Source organism: Arthrobacter sp. efr-133-TYG-120 (assembly GCF_030209785.1).
Lineage (GTDB): Bacteria > Actinomycetota > Actinomycetes > Actinomycetales > Micrococcaceae > Arthrobacter.
The window spans coordinates 33,424-54,920 of record NZ_JARVRI010000049.1 but is presented as its reverse complement, the minus strand read 5'-3'; the positions used below and the strand labels follow the sequence as shown (position 1 = coordinate 54,920).

Genomic DNA, 21,497 nt, shown 5'->3' with positions numbered 1-21,497 from the left:
ACAAATCGGTATCAACAAACTTGGCACACTATTGAGTTCTCAAACAACAGACACACCCGGCACCACCCAACCACAAGGATCAGACTCGCTCCGGAGCAACTTTCCAAACTTACCAGACCCGCCCTCTCCGCACAACTCCCGAATCCGGGAACCGCATCGGACAAAACACCATCCGTGACACCCGGAAACCACACCGGAACGCAAGAAAGCGAACCAAGAATTTGGTTTCCATTTGAAAGGGGGTCGGTCGCAATTTTTCCGCATCAGCGGCGGCGACTCGATCTACTTTACACACCCCCAAGACCCCACGCAAATCACCCCTCGGGCGAGCAAGAACCGCGTCAATCCGGGACAAAACAGCCGGTTTGGCCCAAAAAGAAGCCACCGGCGTCGTCATCCAATGCTGTGTGCTGCGCCACTTAATCGCGAAGCCACGAAACTCGCCAAAGTCGGACACGCGAAGCATCAAAGCCCGGCCCCCTGCGCCTTAAACGCAAGAAGGGCCGGCAACCAAGCGGTTGCCGGCCCTTCTAGTACTTCTGGATTACCAGGAAGACTTGGTGATGCCCGGGAGCTCACCACGGTGAGCCATGTCGCGGAAGCGAACACGGGAGATACCGAACTTCTGGAAGGTACCGCGCGGGCGGCCGTCGATGATGTCGCGGTTACGCAGACGGATCGGGGAGGCGTTGCGGGGCAGCTTCTGCAGGCCGAGGCGAGCCTCTTCGCGTGCTTCGTCAGTCGCGTTGGCGTCAACCAGGGTCTTCTTCAGTTCGAGACGCTTTGCAGCGTAACGCTCAACGATGACCTTGCGCTGCTCGTTGCGAGCAATCTTGGACTTCTTAGCCATGTTTAGCGCTCCTCTCGGAATTCGACGTGCTGGCGGATCTTGGGGTCGTACTTCTTCAGGACCAGGCGGTCCGGGTCGTTACGACGGTTCTTGCGGGTTACGTAGGTGTAACCGGTTCCCGCAGTCGACTTCAGCTTGATGATCGGACGTACGTCCTTGTCTTTTGCCACTAGAGCTTCACCCCGCGAGCCAGAACTTCGGCGACGACTGCGTCGATGCCGCGAACGTCGATGGTCTTGATGCCCTTGGCCGACAGGGTCAGCGTGACATTACGGCGCAGGGACGGAACCCAGTAGCGCTTCTTCTGGATGTTGGGGTCGAACCGACGCTTGTTGCGGCGGTGCGAGTGCGAAATGCTGTGTCCAAAGCCCGGCTCGGCTCCGGTCACCTGGCAGTTTGCTGCCATGACGACTCTCCTAAAAAATAAAATGAAACGGCAAGCAGAATTCCTGTTTCCCGTGCAATAGGTGACGTCCGCAACCAGTCCACACCGTTTTCGGTAGTTCCCGCAGGCTGGATCCCTCGACTGAAATCAGCCAATGGTCACCGCCGCGGCGAAGGTAGTGGGTCCGGACAACAGGCCGGAATACTGGGCGAATACTGGAATGCACGCAACTTGAGCCCCTAACTACCGGCCCGCGGATCTCCTGTTGTTGCCAACAGTCACCGCCAACCGGAGCAATTGCACACGCTCCGCGCCACCTAGCGCCTAATAAGTCTAGGGGCTGGGGGAAATTAAGACCAATCGGGTGTATAAGAACGAAGTTCCCAACTCATAAGCGGAGGCTAGGCCCTTCACAGGAGATCGAAAGGTTGAGAGTTCAATCTTGAGGCATGAAGTCACAACTCCTCGCCTCCCCAGGCCAACGTGTGGGTATGTCCCCGGGCCGGCCGCCAGCGCCCGAGCGGCGCAATCCCGCCAAGGGAAGGTTCGCTGCGCAGCATCGCAGACGCATGTTCCGGACGGACATGCTCACCGTTGCGCTGTGGGCTTCCCTCGCGGCGGCGCTGGCGTTGTGGCTCGCCGACGGCGGGATGTCGTCGGTCGGGAACCTCACCCAAGCGGTCACCGCCGCCGGGATCCTCGCCGGGCTTGCCGGTATGGATCTGGTTTTCCTGATGCTTCTGCTCGCGGCACGCTTGCCTTTCGTGGACGGCGCGGTCGGCCATGACAGGGCGTTGGAGTTCCACCGGAAGCTAGGCAAACCGGCGCTCTACCTATTGCTGGCGCACGGACTTCTCGTCGCGACCGGTTACGGCATGGCCGAGGGCCTGAACCCCGTCAGCGAAGCCGTTTCGCTCTGGGTGCTGGTACCCGACATGTGGTTGGCGTTCGTCTCCATGGCGCTCTTCATTGCCGTGGTGGTCACCTCGCTGGTAGCTGTTCGCCGCCGCTTTCCCTATGAATTCTGGTACTTCGTCCACCTGCTCACGTATTTGGCCGTAGCGCTCGCCCTGCCGCACCAGTTCAGCGTGGGCGGATTATTCGCCGAAGGCACCTGGCAGCGTTGGTACTGGCTGCTGCTCTACATCGGAACCGGCTCGGCGCTGGCGTGGTTCCGTATCGCCCAGCCGGTGATAGCCACCTACCGGCACCAGTTGACCGTGCGGCGCGTGGTTCCCCTTGCGCCCGGCGTCTTCAGCATCGAAATGAGCGGCCTGCGATTGAACGAATTGTCGGGAAACGGCGGCCGGTTCTTCGTCTGGCGCTTCCTTGCCCCCGGCTTCTGGTGGCAGGCGCACCCGTTCAGCCTGTCGGCGGAACCGATCATGCCGCCGTCGGGCACGTCATACGGGCGGCCCGCCCAACAGCCCACCTTGCGGATCACTGTCCGGAACCTGGGTGCGGGCTCGGCCCGGCTGGCTTCGCTCAAGCCGGGAACGAAAGTAGCCATCGAAGGTCCCTACGGTGTCTTCAGCACGGCGGCCCGGAGCCGGGAACACGTTGTGATGATCGGCGCAGGAATCGGAATCACGCCCCTCCGGGCGCTCCTGGAATCCACCCCCTTCGCGCCCGGCCAGGCGACCGTCCTGTTGCGCGGCAGCACCACTGACGAGCTATTCCTTGGCGACGAGATCCTGGAATTGTGCCGGAAACGCGGTGCCACGCTCTTCCATCTGACCGGCCCGCGGTCGGCGAATCCCCAAAGCGCGTGGTTGCCTGCCTCTGCCGGCACCTCGCGCCTGCGGGACTTCGTACCGGCCATCACCGACGCGGATGTCTACATCTGTGGTCCATCGGCTTGGGCCCGCCAGGTGCTGGCTGAGGCAAAAAGCTCCGGCGTCCGGGAGGAGCAGCTCCACTACGAAAGGTTTGACTGGTGAGACTCAGGGCAGGAATATCAGCGGCGCTGGCGTCGGCGGCAATCCTTGTGGTCGGGTGGCAGTCGGGTGCACACGTGGCTGACTCGAACGCATCGGCGGTCACCACCTCCGCAACCGGAAACGCGGCCGGAACCACGGGCGGTACCGCTTCAGGAACGGGCTCGACGGCGAACGGAACCACGGGCGGTACCGCTTCAGGAACGGGCTCGACGGCGAACGGAACCACCGGGAGCAGTGCGTCCGGATCGTCCTCGGGAACCGGAGCCGGCTCCAGTTCCAGCACGGGCTCCAGTTCGAGTTCCAGTTCCAGTCTGGGGGCATCGGCCAAGGCGGGAGGCACCTACGCCGGCACGGCAGTGGAGACGCGCTTTGGAACGGTACAGGTCCAGGTAACCATCAAGGCCGGCGTGATCACGGATGTCACAGCCCTGCACCTGACCGACCAAGAGCAACGATCCGTCCAGATCAGCGCCAGGGCTGCACCCCTGCTCCGCTCCGAAGTACTGAGCGCCCAGTCGGCGAACGTGCAGACCATCGGCGGGGCCACCTATACCAGCGAGGCATATTTGACGTCGCTCCAGGCAGCCCTCGATGCAGCCCACTTCTAAGCCACGCGAGACCGGAGGGGGCAGTTCGGAGCCCAGCCTTCGTTCCCGAACGTTCACCAGCATGGGCACCGTGGTGAGCCTCGCCATCCCGACTGCTCCAGGGATGGCCCCCCAAGCCGCGGTGGAAGAACTCGAGGCGGCCACCGACGTCGTCGAGCAGTTGTTCACGGGGTTGGACCGGACGTTTAGCCTCTACCGTCCCGACTCGGAGGCGAGCGCGATGGCGCGGGGCGAGCTGGCCCTGAGGGACGCCTCCGTGGACATGCGCCGGCTGTATGTCGAGGCTGTCGACTGGCGCAGCCTCACGGCAGGTGCGTTCACGGCGGAACGGCCCGACGGCGTCGTGGACTTGGCCGGGATCGTCAAGGGACATGCGATACGGGAAGCCGGAACGTCGCTGCTCGCGCTGGGGCTGCAGGATTGGTGCCTCAACGCGGGCGGGGATGTCCTTGTGGCCGGTTCGCCGACGCCGGGCACTGCGCGGCCGTGGCTGGCAGGGATTATTGACCCGGAGGATCGGACGACGCTCCTGACCGCGTTTCCCCTCGGCAGCAAGGGCAGGCACGCGCTGGCGACCTCGGGAACGAGCGAACGCGGCCACCACATTTGGTCCGCGGGCCTCCAATCGGCGCGGGACGAGGGGTTCCGCCAGGTTTCAGTGGCAGCGGCCGATATCATCACGGCCGACGTCCTGGCCACCGCCATCATGGCGGGCGGCGCCGGGACCCTCGCGCTGGCCACCTCCCACTGGGACGTGGACGTGCTCGCGGTGAAGAACGACGGCGAACTGCTCGCCACGCCGGGCTTCCGGAAACTTGCTACGGCCGGGTGAGCTGCGGGTACTTCGGGCTGAGACCGTCACCTGAGGACTTGCCCGTCACGCGGCGGACCACCCACGGGGCTGCGTGTTCACGGGCCCAACGCGCATTGGCCCGCAACGCTTCCACGCGCGCAGGCTGGGGTTGCGGGACCGGCGGCGGAACCTCGAGGGAACCTTCGTGCTCCAGGACGGCCAGCACCCGGTTGGCCATGTTGATGTGGCCCGCAGTGGACATGTGCATCCGGTCCTGCGCCCACATATGCCAGTCGTGGTATTCGCTGAAGCGCCAGTAGTCCACCACCAGCGCACCGTGGTTTTCGGCGATTTCCCGCAGCAATTCGTTGTAGATCGCGGTGCGTCCGCGCATGGTGCCGAAAACCTTGGAACTGCGGGCATCGAAGCCCGTGAAGAGAAGCAACGTGGCGCCGGTGGCACTGAGCTTCCCGATGCCGGCCTCGTAGTCTTCCATCAGCCTGTCGATATCGACTTTGGGGCGGAAGATGTCGTTCGCGCCCGCATATAAGGTCACCAGCGTCGGTTGAAGCGCGACGGCGGCGTCCACCTGCTCTGCCATGACTTGCCGGAGTTTCTTGCCCCGGATAGCCAGGTTGGCGTAGCCGAAATCGTCGTTGCTTTGGGCCAATTGATGGGCAACAAGGTCTGCCCATCCCCTGACCCCGTTGGGGCGCGAGGGGTCGGCGTCGCCAAGTCCTTCGGTGAACGAGTCACCCAATGCCACGTACCGGGCAGAAAAATCCATGGCGCCAGTCTTTCATCAGTGCGGGGCGGCCGTCACGTGGGGCCGCTGCTCAGGGCGCGGCGGCTCCGGCACCGGCCGCGGGCAGCAGTTGCCGCCGGCAGCGAGGCCGCTGGCGTGGCGCCGGCGGCTTAGCGTTCGCGCAGGATCCAGTGATCGTCGTCCAACCGGGCCACGATTTTCTCGCCGATCCGCGCGAGGTCCGCAACGTCGTCGTCGGTCATGGCGTCCAACATCAAGGCGCGGACGGCATCCACATGACCCGGGGCGAGGGACACGATGGTGTCCATGCCGGCCTCGGTCAGGTGCGCCACGGTGACACGGGCATCGCCCGGGTGGGCCTCGCGCTCCACCCAGCCGCGCCTCTGCAGCTTGGTGACGACGTGCGACAGCCTCGACAAGGAAGCACTGGTGCGAGCGGCAAGTTCACTCATCGGCAGGAAACGCCCCTCCGCTTCCGACAACATGGCGAGCACGTTGTAGTCGAAAAGCGACAACTTGCCGGCCGCTTGCAGTTGGGTGTCCAGGGCTGCGGGCAGCAGGGTGTTGATGCTCAGGAGGGCCAGCCAGGCACGGCGTTCGTCGGCGTTGAGCCAGCGCGGTTCGGTCATGGATTCATCTTAGAAGGAAATCAATGCTTGACACTTCAACTTAAGGTCATTATTGTTTTAGTTGAAGCTTCAAGTAACTGATCGTGAACGAATCGTGAGCACTCAAGCAAAGGAAACAACAATGGCTGACATCACCATCATCGGTACCGGCAACATGGCGTCCGGCATCGTGGCCCGCGCGGCCACCGCAGGCAAGAGCGTCCAGGTCCTCAGCCGCGACGCCGGCTCCGCTGCTGCCGTTGCGGCGACGGTCAACGGAACCTCCGGCATCACGGGATCCCCGGTGGAAGGCAGCATCGTGGTGCTGGCCACCCCGTTCGAGGCCTCCAAAGAAGTCCTTTCTTCCTATGGCTCAGCGCTCAACGGCAAGACGATCGTGGACATCTCCAACCCCGTGAACTTCGAGACTTTCGATTCCCTCACCGTTCCCGCCGGGACCTCGGCCGCCGAAGAACTGCAGGCCTTGGTCCCCGGCGCATCGGTGGTGAAGGCCTTCAACACCGTCTTCGCCGCCACGCTCGCGGAGGGCGAAGTGGACGGCCAGACCCTCGATGTACTCGTGGCGGGCGACGACGCCGAGGCGACGGCCGCCGTCGTCGACTTCGTCAAAGGTGCCGGGCTGCGTCCGGTGAACGTCGGACCGCTGCGCCGCTCGCGTGAGCTCGAAGCCTTCCAACTGCTCGTCATGACTCTCCAGATCAGCGACGCCCACCCCGACTACAACTGGAACTCTGCAGTCAAGCTCCTGCCGTAGTTCACTTTCGGAGGGCGGCCGCTTGTGGCCGCCCTCCGCGTTGTAGGCTGGGCGGCATGTTCGTGGTTTCGCTGACCTACAAAGTTCCCGACGAGATCGTCGATTTCCACCGCCCCGCACACATGGATTGGGTCAAAGAAGCGTTCGACGCCGGCACTTTCGTTGCGTCCGGACGTCGCGTTCCAGCCATCGGAGGTGTCCTGTTGTCCAACGTCGACCGTGCAACACTGGACGCTTCCCTGGCGACGGATCCGTTCTACGTCAACGGAGTGGCCGACTTCGAGATCATCGAATTCACGGTCACCACGGCATCCGCGGGCTTCGAAAACCTGCTGGACTAGTTAGCTTGGGCGTCCAGGGCGTCACGCGGGGCACACCGCCGCCAAAAATTTGTCAGGCGTGACGCCACCCCCTTAAATCCGGGCCGGCTCTGGGGACGTCCCCAACCGCTCCGGCAAGACCACCGGCATAAGGGCCGGCCAGCGGGCGCTCAGGTGATCGCCGCTCGAAACTCCCCTGAAACGACGCGAAAGCCAGGGTGCCACATCGCGCCTGAGCCACGCGGCGTCGTCGGTCATGATCTCGGCGCGGCTCCGCGGTTGCAGCGCCCCAAGCACCGGTGCGGCGAGCGAGTGCGTGGCACCCAAGACCTCCAAGACCTTCTTGGCCATGTAGTCGTGCCCGATACCGGACATGTGCAGCCGGTCCGGAGCCCACATCCGGCGGTCCTGATATTTTTCGAAGCACCAATGGTCCACCAGAAGCGTTCCGTAGGCTGCGGAAATGCGCCGGATGTGTTTATTGAAGACTGCCGTGCGCAGCTTGAGCGGCTCCAACACCGGCGAAAGCGGCACGTTGTACTCAGTGAAAAGCAGGACGTGGGCGCCACTGTCCGCGATCCGGGCAACGGCATCCTCGAATCCACGGACCAGCATGCGCATGTCCAGTCGGGCGCCGAGCAGATCGTTGCCGCCAGCGTGGAAACTGACCAGGGTGGGGGCCATCGCGAGCGCGGGCTCGAGTTGTTCAACCACGATCTGCCTGAGCCGACGGCCGCGGAGGGCAAGGTTGGCGTACTGCGTCTGCGGCTGGTGCCTGGCCAGTTCCTCGGCCACGCGATCGGCCCAGCCCCTGCAATCGTTGGGAAGGCGAAGGTCTACGTCGCCGACGCCTTCAGTGAAGGAATCTCCGACGGCGACGAATCGCATCGGCGTCTCCATGGCCATGGTCATGTCCCCCCGTTGTTTTGAGCTTTGCCTTGCGCGTTGCCTTGCGCGTTGCTTTGTGCCTTGGTTCCGGCCGCGGCTGAGCCCGCCGCGGCGGCTTGGCGTTCCGCGAGTTTTCGCAGCCCGGCCTTCCGCGGCACCTTTACGGGCTCGGGCCAGCGCGGGCCAAGGGCGTCCCCGAGCGTGACGCCGCGAAGCTTCCGGCCAAACAACGGCAGCACCCAGTCGTTCACCCAGCGGCGCTGACGGCGTTCCCAGTCGCGCAACTTGAGGCGCTGCGGCGGTTCCCAGTCTTTGGGCGAGAACTTATGCGGGACGCCGAGGTGATCCAGGACCTGCGAGGCCATATATTTGTGCCCGGCTTTGGACATGTGAAGGCGGTCCGAAGCCCACATCCGGCGGTCGTGGTAAGCGTCAAGGCACCAATAATCCACCAGCACGGCCCCGTACTTGGCGGCCAGCTCGCGGACGCGCTCGTTGTAGAGGGCATTCCGCTTCTTGAAGGGTTCCAGCACGGCCGAGACCTTGACGTCGTACCCCGTGAACAAGACCAAGGTGGCCCCCGTGGATGCGAGGCGGGCCACGAGCCTTTCGTACTCGGCCATGAGGATGTCCATGTCCGTGCCGAAGTCCAGGATGTCGTTTCCGCCGGCGTAGAGCGTGATGAGCGTGGGTTCCATGGCCAGGGCACGGTCCAATTGCTCGTCGACGATGTGACGGAGCCGCTTGCTCCGCACCGCAAGATTGGCATACTCCCAGCCAGGTTCGGCCTTGGCCAGTTTCTCGGCGACGCGGTCGGCCCAGCCCCGGACGCCGTTCGGCAGGGCCTCGTTCCGGTCCCCCACGCCCTCGGTGAAAGAATCGCCCAAGGCAACAAACCGCCGTCGTCCGTTCTGGTCAGCATCAAGCACGTTCCCAGCCACCACGCCAGCGTAGCCCCGCCCGGTTGCCCGCCGGCAAAGCCCAGGTTAATTCGACGCTCGCTCACCTATAGGGCATTCTGGCCGAACGCCCGCTCACTTATGGCGCGTTTCGGGCGAACCCCCGCTCACCTATAGCCCCATTCGGCCAGACGCCCGCTCACTTATGGCGCGTTTCGGGCGAACCCCCGCTCACCTATAGCCCCTTTCGGCCAGACGCCCGCTCACCTGACGTGAGCGAGCGTTCCCGGTTTTGGCCGCATATGTGAGCGAGCGTCGGCGAAAAGGACGATATATGTGAGCCGGCGTCGGAGGGGGCGGGTTAGAGTTCGGCTTTCCCTTTGCGCCAGTAGCCCATGAACGCCACCTGCTTCCGGTCGATCCCCACATCCCGGACCAGGTACCGGCGCAACTCTTTAATGACTCCTGCCTCGCCTGCGATCCAGGCGTAGAACGGCAAAGCGCCCGAGGGAAGGCCAGGGTTGCGGCTCGCTTCGATCGCGGCCGTGTCCATGCGCAGCGGGGTTTCCCACAAGATGTCCCGGTCCACGTTGACATCTTCGGGCTCGGGGCCGGCGGCGCCATCGAGCGAGATGATCCCCACCCAACCGGGGACGGGTACAGCTCCGCGTACGGCTTCCTTCAGCAACTCCCCGTGAGGCCGGGACCGGCCGAGGGCCGTGCCCCGCGCGAGCCACGTGATTTCGATGTCGGCGTCTGTGTCGAGGTCTTGGAAATCCCCGGCCTCGGGTACCTCAAGGAAGGCATGCCCTGTGATTCCCGCGGGCAAGGACTCCAGGATCGCGCCGATGGCGGGGACGGCTGTTTCGTCGCCCGCAAGAAGGACCCGCTGCGCCAGGCCGGGACGCCATTCGATGCCGGAATACGTTTCGGCGGTGACGCAATGGGCTGCCCGGTTGTTCGGGCCGATGATGGTGATCGAATCCCCCGGCTTCGCGGCGAGCGCCCAGTTGGCGGCGGGCCCGCCCGTCGGGTGAACCGCACCGCCGTCGACGCCGGGCCCCGCCGCACCGCCGCTAGCGCCGCCGGCCCAACCGCCGTGACCGCCGCCGTCGAAGTGCATCACGAAGTCGACGTCGATCTCGGGGTAGACGGCGTCGAGCCTCTCGTTCCGCACGGTGTAGGTCCGCATCGATCCGCGGACCGCGGGATCCATCGCCAACCACTCTTGGTACCAACCGGCGTCGCCCGTGTGGAAGGCGGGCAACGGCAGGCGGTGCCCGTCGGCGTCGAGCGAGGGAATCATGAGTTTGATGCGCAGGTCCAGGGTGTTCCCCGAAACCCCGAATCCGCGCAGGCAATATCCCCCGAACGTGATGCGGCGGAAGTTGGGGCCGAGATCCTCGACGGCGGTGACCGTGACATCGAAGGCCAGGGTCATCGGCTCCGTGGTTGCGTTTCGCACAACGGCGTCTGCGTTCATGAGGCGAACTCCAATTCGATGGATGTTGAGGGAGCGGCGGTGCGGTGCCGGCCGATCGGGAGAACGAGCGGGGTGCCGGATATTGGATCCGGAACCACCCGGGACTCCAGGCCGAAAACGTCGCGCACCAAGTCCTCGGTGACCACTTCAATCGCTGGCCCCTCGGCGACGATCGCCCCGGTCTTCATGGCGATGACGTGGTCGGCGTAACGCGCTGCCAGGTTGAGGTCATGCAACACGATTGCCACGGTGGTCCCCCGGCTGCGGTTGAGGTCGGTCACCAGGTCCAGCACCTCCACTTGGTGTGCCAGGTCAAGGTAGGTGGTGGGTTCGTCAAGGAGCAGGACCTCGGTCTCCTGCGCAAGGGCCATGGCGATCCACACCCTCTGGCGTTGCCCACCGGACAATTCGTCGACGTTCCGTTCAGCAAGCCCAAGCGTTGACGTGGTCTCGAGTGCGCGTTGGACGGCGAGATCATGCACCGACCGGTCACCAGTCCTCCAACTGCCGAAGAATCCTTGGTGCGGATACCGTCCGCGGCCCACCAGTTCGCGGACGGTGATGCCGTCCGGGGCGAGGGGGTGCTGCGGAAGAAGGCCGAGCGTGCGGGCGAGTTCGCGGGCCGGGCGGGAGTGGATGTCCTTGCCATCCAGAGTGACGACGCCGGCGCTCGGCTTCAGGAGCCTGGACAGCCCCCTGAGCAACGTGGATTTCCCGCATGCGTTGGCACCCACGATCATGGTCACTTTGCCTTCGGGAACCTCCGTCGAGAGTCCTTCGACCACCCGTCGTTTCTCGTATTGGAGCGTCAAGCCGCGTGCGCTCAGTTGTGCCATGTCAGGCTTCCTTTCGGTTGGACGTGACCAGAAGCCACAACAGGAATGGAGCGCCGAGGGCGCCGGTAACGACGCCGACCGGCAGGACAGTACCGGCCAGAACCAGGGGTGCCACGTTGTACGCGAAGTAGTCGGCCGCGAGGACGATCAAGGCGCCGGTGAACGCCGACGCCGGGAGGCTGGGTCGGCCGACCACCCGCCGGGCGATCGGCCCGGCGAGGAAGGCGACGAAGGCAACCGGACCGGCAGCCGCCGTCGCCATTGCTGCGAGCGCGACGGCGGTGATCACCAGGCCGAAACGTACGGCGTTTACGCGGATTCCTAGTCCGGCCGCGGCGTCGTCCCCGAGTTCGAGCATGCGCAGCGGTACGGCGAGGAGGGCCAACGCGGGAACAAGCACGGCGAGCGAGGCCATGAGTACGCCCACGCGCTCCCAATTGGCCGAATTCAAGGAACCGTTGAGCCATATGAGGGCCTCGGAGGCTGTCCGGATATCCGCCCGGGTCATGAGGAAGTTCACCACCGCCCCCAATGCGGCGGCGACACCAACGCCGGCGAGGATAAGCCGGTTGCCTGCCGCATTCCCGCGACGGCCGCCCGACCCGCCCCCTGAACCCGAGCCGCCGCGCGAAATGGCGTAGATGACAAGCGCGACGCCGATCGCACCAGCGAGCGCGGCCGCGGACACGGCGGCACCGGACGCGCCGAACACCACAATGGCCAGGACTGCCGCGGCACTCGCACCGTAACTGATGCCGATGACGTCGGGGCTGGCAAGGGGATTGCGGAGCATGGTCTGGAAGAGCCCGCCCGAGAGGCCGAACGCCACACCAATCAGGATTGCCAGCACGGCCCGCGGCAGTTTGTTTTCCATGACGATGAAGCTTGCGCCCGGGATCTTCTCCCCGCCCGTCAAGTGGGCAGTGAGGATCCTGAAGAAATCGGGGATGGTGACCGTGTAGCTGCCAAGGAGCACAGTCACCGCAAAGAGGACCACGACGCCGGTGCCCAGGAGTGCGGTCCTGCTGCGGAGGTTCACAGCGACGCCCCCTTGCCCCGGCGGACGAGCCACACGAAGACGGGGGCACCGACGATGGCCGTCATGATGCCCGCGGGAACTTCGCCCGGCAGCAGCACTACCCGGCCGATCACGTCCGAAACCAGGAGGAGTGCTGGCGCGAGAACCATGGAGAACGGCAGGATCCAGCGGTAGTCCGGACCCGTGAAGAAACGCACGGCATGTGGAACCACGAGTCCGACGAATCCGATGGGACCAGCCAACGCCGTGGCCGATCCGCAGAGCAGCACGATTCCAAGCGCGGTGACGCCCCTGGCCAGGGTCACATTCTGGCCGAGCCCGCGGGCAACGTCATCGCCGAGGGCCAGGCTGTTGAGGATCCGCCCGCTGCCCAGCACGATCAACGCGCCAATCAGCAGGAAGGGCAATCCGGTCAACACCACGGACCAGTCGCTGCCGGCAATTCCACCCACCTGCCAGAAACGGAAGCGGTCCAGGGTGTCCTGGCTCGAAACCAGGATGACGTTCATTATCGAGTAAAGCCCCGCACTCAGCGCCGCCCCCGCCAAAGCGAGCTTCACCGGCGTCGCACCGTCACGCCCGATCGACGCAATCAGATAGACGACGACGGCGGCCGCCGCGGCACCGACGAAAGCGAACCAGATGTAGCCGCTCGCCCCCGAGATACCGAAAAGGTAGATCCCGGCGACCACAGCCAGTGCCGCCCCGGCGTTGACGCCCATGATGCCCGGGTCCGCAAGGGGGTTGCGGGAGACGCCCTGCATCGCGGCGCCCGCAAGGCCAAGGGCAGCCCCTGCCACCAAACCGAGCACAGTGCGTGGAATGCGGGTGTGGACCACCGCATGGTTCCCGTCGTCGGGGCTGAACTGCGTGAGTGCTTGCCACACGGTTTCGAGGGACAAGCCCCGTGCGCCGATCGCGAGCGAGGCCGCACAGGCAAGCGCAAGCACGACGACGGCGGCCAGCAGCCAGGCGGCGCGGTTGCCGCGTCCCCGGCCCCCGACGTCGGGCCCGGCCTTCGCGCGAACTAGCAGGTGTTGCCCTGTGGAAGCGATGTGAGGGTCATGAGCTGCCAGCTCGCGCGCCGTTCCGCCCGCGGAAGGTGGGCCCGCCGTCGTCGTGCTTTGTGTCATGTCAGGCGTATCGCTACTTGGCTGCCGCGTCGGCGCCCTTGGCCAGCTGCGGCAGGAACATGTCCAGTGCCCACGGCAAGCTCAGCGGCGAGGATGCGGAGATCGCCAGGGTGAGGGTGTTGTCGGAGTCTGCAACCAGGGCGCCCTTCTTGATCGCGGGGATCTGCCCCAGCAGGGGGTCCTGCTTGATTTGGTCCGTGGTCTTGGAATCCGGCACCCAGGTCACGAAGACGTCCGAGGAAAGCTCGTTGGCCTTTTCGGCGGACCACGGAACGAAAAATTCCTTGGAGCCCTTGCTGGCGTTCTGCACCACGGGGGCGAGCTTCATGCCGATTTCGGACAGGAAACGCGGTCGGTTGTCGTTGGCTGTGTAGACGTTGACGCCGTCGCCCTTGGCAGGCTCAAGGTTGCCGTAGATGAAGGACTTGCCGGCGAGCTGCGGAAACGCGGCGACCTTGGTCTTGATGGTGGCCTCGGTGTCCGAGACGAGTTTGGTGGCCTCTGAGCTCTTACCCAAGGCCTGGCCGATGATCGTGGTGGCTTCCTGCCATGGCGTGCCGTACGCGAGTTCGGGCTGTGCCACCACCGGGGCAATTTCAGAGAGCTTCTTATAGTCGGCTTCGGTCAGGCCAGAGTACGCGGCAAGGATGACATCGGGGGCCAGCTTGGCGACTTCCGTGAAATTGATACCGTCTGCCTCGGAGAACTGGACCGGCGCCTTCGGGGTGCCAAAGCCGGCGCCCAACTTCTCGAGCGCGGCGTCCTTCCAGGGAGTGGAGCCCTTGCCGTTGTTGCCCCATTCGTTTTTCGGGACCCCGACGGGCACGACGCCGAGAGCCAAGGCGACGTCGTCGTTGACCCACGAGACGGTCACCACGCGCTGCGGTTGCGACTTGATGGTGGTTTCACCGAAGACGTTCTTGATGGTGATTGGGAACTGACCGCTTGAGGCCGGCGTCGTCGCTGAACTGGCGGTAGTTGAGCCGGTCGAGCAAGCGGTGAGGGACAGCGCGACGGCGGCAACGGCCGCGGTCGCTGCACCTGCGGTCTTCAGCAGGGCTCGGCGTGAGGGGCGGGAAGCCACGGGACTCCTTAGGTAAGTGATGCAAACCTAAGTAAGGCTAGCCTACCCTTCTGATAATTACGAAACGTTTGCGTCGCGTAATTAATTCACGCTCTGCGTGCCCTCAAACGCCCGCTCACCTATCACGGCCAAAACCCCATCGCTCGCTCACCTATAGCGACAAAACGGCGATCGCTCGCTCACCTATAGCGACAAAACGGCGAACGCTCGCTCACCTATGGGAACAAACGGCACGGGAATTTTTGGACACCACCGACGACTTTTGCAAAGATGACAGAGCCGGTTGATTCAACGAACTGGCCAGGGCCGTGAAAGCGGCGAAGATCGAGAGGATGAGCATGCGCACTACACACGTTGGCGCTGCGATGGTTGGCGAGGTGGCCGTTTTGGCCTGCTTTGCAGCCCCCTCTGCGTCGGCCATCCCGCTCGGCGGCCAGGGAAACTAACCCCGCCGTCCCTGCACTAGAAGCACGCTAAGGTTCCTTTGCCGTGCCCTCGGATCGCCAGACGCCAGCGTCCTTGCTCTTCGGAGCCCACACGATCTGAAAGAACTTTGCCGTGCAGAAAATCACCGCTCAACAAATCCGTTCCTCATTCATCAATGCGAGCCGCTCGGAGGCCGCCAAACTCAGCCTCCCGAAGGACTTAGATTCCCTCGACTGGGCCAACCTCGAATTCCTTGGCTGGCGCGACGAAAAGATGCCCATGCGGGGCTACCTCGTCCTCCCGAACGATGATTCCCTCACTGGCATCATGCTGCGCGCACCCGAGGGAGGCTCCGGCAAGAAGCGCTCGGTCCTTTGCGAACTGTGCCGCGACGTGTTTTCCAAGGACGATGTCTATCTTTGGGTTGCCAAGCGCGCGGGCCAATCGGGCCGCGACGGCAACACCGTGGGGACGTTGATCTGTGCAGAATTCGGCTGCTGCGCCAACGTCCGGAAGGAACCCCCGGCGAATGAGATCAATCCGGACCCGGCCGACGTCGTCGTTCGCCAAATCGCCGGGCTGCAGTCCCGGACTGCCCAGTTCCTGGGGCGGGTCCAAGGGAAGTAGCCGCCCGCGTCGGACGCTCGCTCTATCTCTAGTGAGCGAGCGTCCGCCGGAAACCCGACATACGTGAGCGAGCGTCCGCCGGAAACCCGACATACGTGAGCGAGCGTCGGGGCTAGCGGAGCACGATGTCCACGGGGTTGGCTTCGGAACGCCATTCGCCGGGCGCGCCCGGGGCGCCGATGACGGGGGCCGTGAGCACGCCGGAGCGGTTGGTCCGCTTGTCGCGCAGGATTTCCGTGACCGAACCAAGATGCCGGGACAGGTCGATGACGTTTTCGGGGGCCGCCAGCAACAACTGGAAGCCGAACTCGTGCAGGGCCTTGATGCCTGCGCCGGCGAACTCCTCCGACGCGAGGACGAACGCCTCGTCCATCATCACCGTTCCGTACGTTGTGAAACCCTGCTCGGCGATGCCCAATTGGTAGCTCAGGGCCGCCGCCATGATGAACGCAGTGAATCGCTGCCGCTCGCCACCGGACATCGATCCGGTGTCTGCGTGCATGTACACCTCGGTCTTCTTGCCACCCCGCGGGCCTTGGACGGAGCGGTGCTCCTTGCACTGGATGAAGAGGTGCCCGCGGACATCCAGCACCTCGGCTCGCCAGCGCCGGTCCTCGGGGGTCTGCGAACCGAGCCGCTTGACCAGGGTTTCGAGCGACTTGTAACGGTTGGTGAGTTCGACGTCGTCGTCCGCCTCGGGTGAGCCCGCGGCCCCCGAAGCGGCGCCGGCCGCGCGGGACGGCCGCGAGTGGCGCGTCTTCAACGCGTTGTGGATGGCGTCCTTGAACTGCTTCGCAGTGGCGGGCAGCGTCTGTTTGATATCGAGTTCCAGGAAGCTGCCCTCGTGGAAGTTGACCTCGGACAGGATGCCGTTGAGGGGAAGGATGCGGCTCGTGATGGCACGGCGTTCCTCGTCAAGCAAGTGCAGCAAGGTGCTGAACGATTCATGCGTGCGCTGGTTGAAGAACTGCCGGAATTCGGCCTCCTGCGCGGGCAACCCTTCGCTGACGATCTGGTGGTAGCGGGACTCGAACTCCCCCGCGGCGCCGATCGAGGTCCCGTGGTCCGCGGAAATGGCGGTACCCCATTCGCGCACGAATCCTTCGAACATGCGCGTCAGCCGCTCGGCCAACGCCTGCCCGCGCGACTCAGTGGCATGCAGTTCCGCCAAGAGCTTGCTCCGGACTTCGGCAGCCAGGGTGTCGAGTTCATGGAGCTCGCCCACCTCGCCGAATGCGCTGAAGTACGGCTCGAGGGCAGCAACTGTAGCGCCCGACGGCGGCGCCTGGTCCAGGCGGTTGCGCGCAGCATCCAGGAGGGCGTCAGCCGTGGTCATCTGGTGGTCGAGCGTCTTGTATTCGCTCTGCAAAACCGCCGCCGAACCTGTGGAGGACTGGTGCTTTTCGCGTACGGCCTCGATATTTGCACGCAAGGGCTCCAGATCGGCCTGCGCGGCCAAGGCATCCTTGAGCCGCTGCTCGATCTTCGCGAGTTCCTCGGCCGCCACCGCTGCAGAGACCTGTTCCCAGCCACGCTCATCGTCGGCGATGCGACGCAAGGCATCGAGCTGGCGGGTCATGCCTTGGTGCGAATCCTCGCGGCTTTGGGCGAGTTCGGCGGCCTTCAGAAGCTCGTTCTCGAGCTCGCCGACCTTCGCGGCCACGAGCTCCAGCTTGGAAGCGTTGTCGAAACCGAGAACATAGTCTTGCCGGCTCGTGAAACGATCGTCCTTCTCCACTGTGTGCCTGTTGCGCTTGACCACTCCGCCCAGGCTCAGGCCTTTGTCCAACTTCGCGAGCTCGTCCGGGTCTTCCACGCACGGGTACGCGAAATCGAGGGCGATCCGCTCGCGGATCCACTCTCCGGCGTCGGCGTTCGCCCCCAAGGTGAGGATGTTCAGCTTCGTGAGCAAATCGCCGTCGGACACGTCCTCCACAGCCAAGGCCCCGCCCGCGAGCGGTTTGGACACGTCCACTGCCCGCAGCGCGCCGCGGACCGTGTTGTCGTTCAGGTAGCGCGTGACGGCGGCGAAGTGCTCTCCGGGAACAAGCAGCGTCGTGGCGAGGTTCCGTAAAGCACGCTCGGCCGCGGGCCGCCACTGTTCCTCCCCCTCGGCGAGGTCTATCAGCTCGCCTCCAAAGGGCATCCGGTCCTCGGGAACGCCAGTGGCTGCCGCGATTGCGGCGCGGTTTTCAATGCTCGACGGCGGCAGCAGGGACTTGCGCGTCTTCAACGAGACGAGCTCCTGCTGGGCTGCGGCGAGTTCGCGTTTCTTGGTGGCGTGGCCGTCGAAAGCTTCGAAGCGGAGTTCCCGCAGCGCTTCCGAATCGTCCTTGAGTTCGGCGGAGCGGCTCGCTGCCTGCTCGTGGGCCTGCTCCCAACCCTCAGCCGTCCACTCAAGGTTGAGTCCGGCGTCGGCCAATGCTTGGCGTGCCGCCTCCTCCACCTGCTGGCGAAGCTTGAGGCCGACCCGGGCATTTTCGAGCGACTGCTCGATCGCCGAAATCGCGTTACCGCCCTGGTTGTTGTAATCCGACTCGAGCTGGCGAAGCTCCTTGGCGAGCGCGTCCCGGACGCCCCGCTCGGCGCTGAGCTCCTTGGCTTTCGCCTGGGCAAGGTCCTTGAAACGGGCCAAAGTCTTGGCATGGACCGTGACCGAGAGCTGCTGCTTGTAGGCGTCGAATTCCTCGCCGCTGAGCTCCCGGAGCCGGTTGGCTTCCAGCAACGACTGGGCATACTCCTTGTTCATCCCAGGGACGGGGGCGAGCTGGTCGCGCTGCTGGCGCACGTCCTCCAGCCGCTGCCTGATGGACATGAGGTTGCTGAATTCCTCGACGACGTCGTCCGCAGCAGTGAGCGTCGCGGGCGCGTCGAGCACCTGGTCGCGGAAGAACGTGTTGACGCTGCCGCCGAGCCCCTTGCCGGCCTGGATCACCCGCAAAAGCGGAAGCGCCTGGTCCGAGTTGATGCCGAGAAGCCGCCGGAAACGCTCCGCAAAGGCCTTGTGCACATCGAAGATCTGGGCGTCCGGGAAGATTGTCTCCAGCGCGCCCTTGGTGAAGCGCTTCTCCGCGATGCCCTCAATCGCGCCGAGATCCAGGGGCTTGTTGTCAATCACATAGAACCGGCCGACGCTGGACTCCGTGCCGTTCTTGGGCAGGTCGAAGAGGGCCGAGATCGTCACCTTGGTGCCGGCAGCGTTGTCGAACGTCAGCGCGACGGCGGACCACGTGGCACCGGGGCGCTGGAAGGCACTCGCCGAACCCTCGCCCACGGCCTTGTCGCCCACTTTTCCACGCATGTACGTGAACGTGGTCCTCTTGTCCTCCACAGCCCCGCCGGCCCGCTGCGCCGCAGCCTCATTGGAGCGCGGACGGGCATCGAAGACACGCAGCATGGCATCGAACAACGTGGACTTGCCGACGCCTGAGTTGCCTGTCAGCAGGGTGCCGTTGCGGTCCACGTGCATCGTGTGGGCGCCGTGGAACGTGCCCCAATTGACCACCTGGACCAAGGCGAGGCGCATCTGGCCCGGGTTGGTGAGTTCGCCGATCGGAAGCATCGTCGCAATGGTCACTTGGCTGCCTCCTTGGTTTCGTCAGTTGCGTCAAGTGTCGTTGCGTCAGTTGTGGTCGCCTTTGCCTCCGCGGTGGATGCGTCACCACTGCTGTCGGTCACCACGTCGTCCTCTTCCCCGGTGTCGGACTCAGCGTCGTCGTTGGAGTTGGGGTCGTCCGTTTCCGTTAGTTCGATGAGGGGTTCAGTGCCTGATTCGTCGGCTGCTACCGCGATCAGTGCCTCGATTTGGGCCGGGATGTCGCCGATGTTTTCGAAGGGGAGGGCTAGCGGGAGGGCCTTGGAGATCGCGAACGTGTCTTCGATGCCCGTGGGCAGGAGGAGTTGGCGGGCCAGGAGCTTCGTGATGGTGCGGTTCACGACGTCGGTGTCGCGGAGGGCGTCTTGTTGGCCGGATGGCTGGTAGTGCGCCACGAGTTCGGCGATTTCTTCGCGGGTGATCACAGGCTCGGTCTGGGCAGTGACGTGGCGGTCGAGAAGGAGCCTCAGGCGCAGAAGCACGATGGTTTCGACCCGGCTCAACGCACGTTGCTGACGAAGGATGCTCGAGCGGGTGCTTCCTCCGATGGCTTCTGGATCGACGGGACGGAGCACCGCGATCTTGCGTTCGTGGTCCAGTTGCAGGTTCAGGAAAAGCTCGGAAAGCCGGCTGCGGAGGATCACTTGGTTGTCCAGAAGGGTGGTCCAGAGCTTTTCGTCGCGGCCGCCGTCGACATACGGACCCTTGAGCAGCCGCACGAGAGCCTGGCGGACCTTCATAGGCAGCACGCCGGTGTCGCCCGGGAACAACGCCGCGCCGTCTACGAATGTGTCGCGCGGCGTGACGCGGAAGGGATCGGAGTGGACATGCTGCGCTATGTCCACTCTTTGTTCCGAAGAGGGGGCATGCTCGGTGGGGTGGGCGTCAGTCATCGGAATCCTTAGTCAGGGTCACGAGCGGCAGGTACGCGGTGCGTGTGCTGCCATCGATTTGTTCGAAGTCGATGTTTTCCCAGGTGGCCCGGTCGAACGCCGCACCACCATGCAGCGCTTCGGACAGAAGGGCCCGGACGGTGTTGATGTGCCGTTCACCCTCCGGGAGGTTCGCCCAGGCCTCTGCCAGTGTGGCTGCGCCCGCCATGGCGGAGCGGACGACGTCGGGCCTTGCCTTCGCGGAGCGAAGTGAACGCACGCGGTCCGAATCGCTGAAGGCGATGGGGTCGGCGAGCTTTGGCGGCGCCGCGAACTCATCCGGGTCGAAGAGCTTGACCATGGCGAGGGATTCGAATCCCGCATTGAACAACACCGGGCCTCGGACCAGGCCGGGACGGTCGCGCTCGTACGGCATCGAGCGGATAGCCTGTTCGGCTTCGCGCAAGACCTGCCGGAGCCGGACGGACTGGCGGATATCGTCGCTTTGGATGTAGTTGTTGAGGCTCTCCGAAAGCCGGCCGTAGATGCGCTGGATCTGGCTGTGCTGCGTGCGCAGTTCCGCCACGAGGTTCTTGAGGGTTTCCCTGTCCTCATGGCTGAGGTCATCCGCGAATTGGCGGCTCAGCACGTCGCCGATCGCCGAACGGAAGCGCAACTGTTGCTGCGGGTCCTCAAGGAACGCCGTGAAGGAACGGAAGGTACGGCCTTCGGGGCTCTGCCGCAAGCGTTTGTCCGCCTCCAGGACCTGCGCCATCGTTGCACCCTTGCTGAGCGACTCCTCGATGATCTGGTTGCGGAGCTCGCCTACCAGTTCTTCGATGCGGTCACGCATCTTCTTGTAATCGGCAGGCAGGCTCGCCGCAAGGTCCAGGATGTTCCCGGCTGCTTCGACGGCTTCCTCATCATCCAAGAGACCGTCGAAGTCGCCGGAACTGATGTCTTCGATCAGCTGCTGGCGCTCCTGGATCTCCTCTTCAAGGGATTCCAAACGGGCGCTCTGGTCCGGGTTCGTCTCGTTGGCGAGCTTTTCGACGTCGCCCAGCAACGTCCCGAGCCTGGAACCGTTGAGCGTGGAACGTTCGCTGGAGAGGCTGTCCAGGAATGCCAGGACTCTTGCGGCGGCCTCGGTGATTTCGTAGACGATCTGGCCGGACTGGCTGCGTCGGGTCAGGAACTGCTTTCGGGTCCATTCGTCCGCAAAGGCCTTGCCGCTCCCCTGCCCGCCCAGCCCGGGATCCTGCCTGCGGAGCTGCTCGAGGAAAGCGTCGACGTCGGCATGGAACTCTTCGAGCGGCAGCTGCGGTTTCGTTCGGGTGAAGGATGCCTGGAGCACCGCGATGACCCAGGGCGCCGAGCGCGTGAGGGCCCAGGCGGGGCCTTTGGTCAGGAGTTCGAGATCCCTGAGCCGCGCACTGATGGCGTCGGCTGAGGACATTGCTGAGCGGGACACTTACTCTCCTTCAGCTGCCGCGGAACCTTCTGGCAGCGGAAATCCCGAAAACTGCCCCGTACAAGGTTAACGCAGGGTGCGCCGCAACCCTTCCGTGAT

Annotated in this window: 21 protein-coding genes; 6 read left to right on the top strand and 15 right to left on the bottom strand. The window is 64.5% G+C overall.

Annotated features, from left to right (window positions below; all coding sequences use genetic code 11):
* Window positions 1-544 precede the first annotated feature (544 nt).
* The 3 genes from rpsN to rpmB are packed head-to-tail and all read right to left on the bottom strand — an operon-like array spanning window position 545 to window position 1,256.
* Window positions 545-850, bottom strand: coding sequence for a 30S ribosomal protein S14 (rpsN, locus tag QRN51_RS22765; RefSeq protein ID WP_028267656.1), 306 nt, complete (start codon window positions 848-850; stop codon window positions 545-547).
* A gap of 2 nt (window positions 851-852) precedes the next feature.
* Complete coding sequence (gene rpmG / locus QRN51_RS22760; protein WP_003798558.1) at window positions 853-1,020, bottom strand: 50S ribosomal protein L33; 168 nt, start codon at window positions 1,018-1,020, stop codon at window positions 853-855.
* On the bottom strand, window positions 1,020-1,256 hold the full coding sequence (gene rpmB, locus QRN51_RS22755) for a 50S ribosomal protein L28 (protein WP_078107326.1): 237 nt from the start codon (window positions 1,254-1,256) through the stop codon (window positions 1,020-1,022). Before rpmB ends, rpmG begins: the two co-directional genes overlap by 1 nt.
* A gap of 428 nt (window positions 1,257-1,684) precedes the next feature.
* On the opposite strand from rpmB, the gene QRN51_RS22750 reads away from it, so the two are divergent.
* The 3 genes from QRN51_RS22750 (at window position 1,685) to QRN51_RS22740 (ending at window position 4,615) form a co-directional block, all read left to right on the top strand.
* A complete protein-coding gene (locus tag QRN51_RS22750) occupies window positions 1,685-3,175 on the top strand; it encodes a ferredoxin reductase family protein (RefSeq protein ID WP_350225014.1) in 1,491 nt (496 codons plus the stop codon).
* Window positions 3,172-3,783 carry an FMN-binding protein gene (locus QRN51_RS22745; RefSeq protein WP_284991999.1) on the top strand — a complete coding sequence of 204 codons (612 nt, stop codon included), beginning with the start codon at window positions 3,172-3,174 and terminating at the stop codon, window positions 3,781-3,783. Before QRN51_RS22750 ends, QRN51_RS22745 begins: the two co-directional genes overlap by 4 nt.
* Before the next feature lie 61 nt (window positions 3,784-3,844).
* The gene (locus tag QRN51_RS22740; protein WP_284991998.1) at window positions 3,845-4,615 is read left to right on the top strand and encodes an FAD:protein FMN transferase; all 771 of its coding nucleotides are present in this window, start codon (window positions 3,845-3,847) and stop codon (window positions 4,613-4,615) included.
* Here QRN51_RS22740 and QRN51_RS22735 read toward each other — a convergent pair.
* Both QRN51_RS22735 and QRN51_RS22730 read right to left on the bottom strand, forming a co-directional pair.
* Window positions 4,602-5,363 carry an SGNH/GDSL hydrolase family protein gene (locus QRN51_RS22735; protein WP_284991997.1) on the bottom strand — a complete coding sequence of 254 codons (762 nt, stop codon included), beginning with the start codon at window positions 5,361-5,363 and terminating at the stop codon, window positions 4,602-4,604. The two genes, QRN51_RS22740 and QRN51_RS22735, sit on opposite strands and share 14 nt — an antisense overlap.
* Before the next feature lie 128 nt (window positions 5,364-5,491).
* Entirely contained in the window at window positions 5,492-5,971 is a 480-nt protein-coding gene (locus tag QRN51_RS22730; protein ID WP_234754501.1) for a MarR family winged helix-turn-helix transcriptional regulator, read from the bottom strand.
* A gap of 121 nt (window positions 5,972-6,092) precedes the next feature.
* Here QRN51_RS22730 and QRN51_RS22725 point away from each other — a divergent pair, with 121 nt between their 5' ends.
* Both QRN51_RS22725 and QRN51_RS22720 read left to right on the top strand, forming a co-directional pair.
* A complete protein-coding gene (locus QRN51_RS22725) occupies window positions 6,093-6,725 on the top strand; it encodes an NADPH-dependent F420 reductase (RefSeq protein ID WP_284991996.1) in 633 nt (210 codons plus the stop codon).
* A 56-nt stretch (window positions 6,726-6,781) separates the two neighbouring features.
* The gene (locus QRN51_RS22720; protein WP_059388678.1) at window positions 6,782-7,066 is read left to right on the top strand and encodes a YciI family protein; all 285 of its coding nucleotides are present in this window, start codon (window positions 6,782-6,784) and stop codon (window positions 7,064-7,066) included.
* Window positions 7,067-7,138: 72 nt separating this feature from the next.
* On the opposite strand, the gene QRN51_RS22715 is transcribed toward QRN51_RS22720, so the two are convergent.
* From QRN51_RS22715 to QRN51_RS22685, 7 genes are all read right to left on the bottom strand, one after another.
* Window positions 7,139-7,957, bottom strand: a complete 819-nt coding sequence (locus QRN51_RS22715) for an SGNH/GDSL hydrolase family protein (RefSeq protein WP_350225013.1) — start codon at window positions 7,955-7,957, stop codon at window positions 7,139-7,141.
* On the bottom strand, window positions 7,954-8,874 hold the full coding sequence (locus tag QRN51_RS22710) for an SGNH/GDSL hydrolase family protein (RefSeq protein ID WP_502870890.1): 921 nt from the start codon (window positions 8,872-8,874) through the stop codon (window positions 7,954-7,956). The genes QRN51_RS22715 and QRN51_RS22710 overlap by 4 nt, the downstream gene beginning before the upstream one ends.
* A 319-nt stretch (window positions 8,875-9,193) precedes the next feature.
* A complete protein-coding gene (locus QRN51_RS22705) occupies window positions 9,194-10,315 on the bottom strand; it encodes a siderophore-interacting protein (protein WP_284991994.1) in 1,122 nt (373 codons plus the stop codon).
* On the bottom strand, window positions 10,312-11,151 hold the full coding sequence (locus tag QRN51_RS22700; protein WP_284991993.1) for an ABC transporter ATP-binding protein: 840 nt from the start codon (window positions 11,149-11,151) through the stop codon (window positions 10,312-10,314). Before QRN51_RS22700 ends, QRN51_RS22705 begins: the two co-directional genes overlap by 4 nt.
* A 1-nt stretch (window position 11,152) precedes the next feature.
* The gene (locus tag QRN51_RS22695) at window positions 11,153-12,190 is read right to left on the bottom strand and encodes a FecCD family ABC transporter permease (RefSeq protein WP_284991992.1); all 1,038 of its coding nucleotides are present in this window, start codon (window positions 12,188-12,190) and stop codon (window positions 11,153-11,155) included.
* The gene (locus QRN51_RS22690) at window positions 12,187-13,323 is read right to left on the bottom strand and encodes a FecCD family ABC transporter permease (RefSeq protein WP_284991991.1); all 1,137 of its coding nucleotides are present in this window, start codon (window positions 13,321-13,323) and stop codon (window positions 12,187-12,189) included. Before QRN51_RS22690 ends, QRN51_RS22695 begins: the two co-directional genes overlap by 4 nt.
* Window positions 13,324-13,336: 13 nt before the next feature.
* Window positions 13,337-14,407 (bottom strand): iron-siderophore ABC transporter substrate-binding protein, encoded by a 1,071-nt coding sequence (locus QRN51_RS22685; protein ID WP_284991990.1) that lies wholly within the window; start codon window positions 14,405-14,407, stop codon window positions 13,337-13,339.
* Window positions 14,408-14,965: 558 nt separating this feature from the next.
* Here QRN51_RS22685 and QRN51_RS22680 point away from each other — a divergent pair.
* A complete protein-coding gene (locus QRN51_RS22680) occupies window positions 14,966-15,460 on the top strand; it encodes an FBP domain-containing protein (RefSeq protein WP_284991989.1) in 495 nt (164 codons plus the stop codon).
* A 112-nt stretch (window positions 15,461-15,572) separates the two neighbouring features.
* Here QRN51_RS22680 and QRN51_RS22675 read toward each other — a convergent pair whose 3' ends face one another.
* Genes QRN51_RS22675 through QRN51_RS22665 form a run of 3 tightly spaced genes read right to left on the bottom strand, consistent with a single transcriptional unit; the run spans window position 15,573 to window position 21,398 of the window.
* A complete protein-coding gene (locus QRN51_RS22675) occupies window positions 15,573-19,037 on the bottom strand; it encodes an ATP-binding protein (RefSeq protein WP_284991988.1) in 3,465 nt (1,154 codons plus the stop codon).
* Window positions 19,034-19,948, bottom strand: coding sequence for a DUF4194 domain-containing protein (locus tag QRN51_RS22670; protein ID WP_084784478.1), 915 nt, complete (start codon window positions 19,946-19,948; stop codon window positions 19,034-19,036). The genes QRN51_RS22675 and QRN51_RS22670 overlap by 4 nt, the downstream gene beginning before the upstream one ends.
* A complete protein-coding gene (locus QRN51_RS22665; protein WP_284991987.1) occupies window positions 19,941-21,398 on the bottom strand; it encodes a DUF3375 domain-containing protein in 1,458 nt (485 codons plus the stop codon). Before QRN51_RS22665 ends, QRN51_RS22670 begins: the two co-directional genes overlap by 8 nt.
* Between the last annotated feature and the right edge of the window lie 99 nt (window positions 21,399-21,497).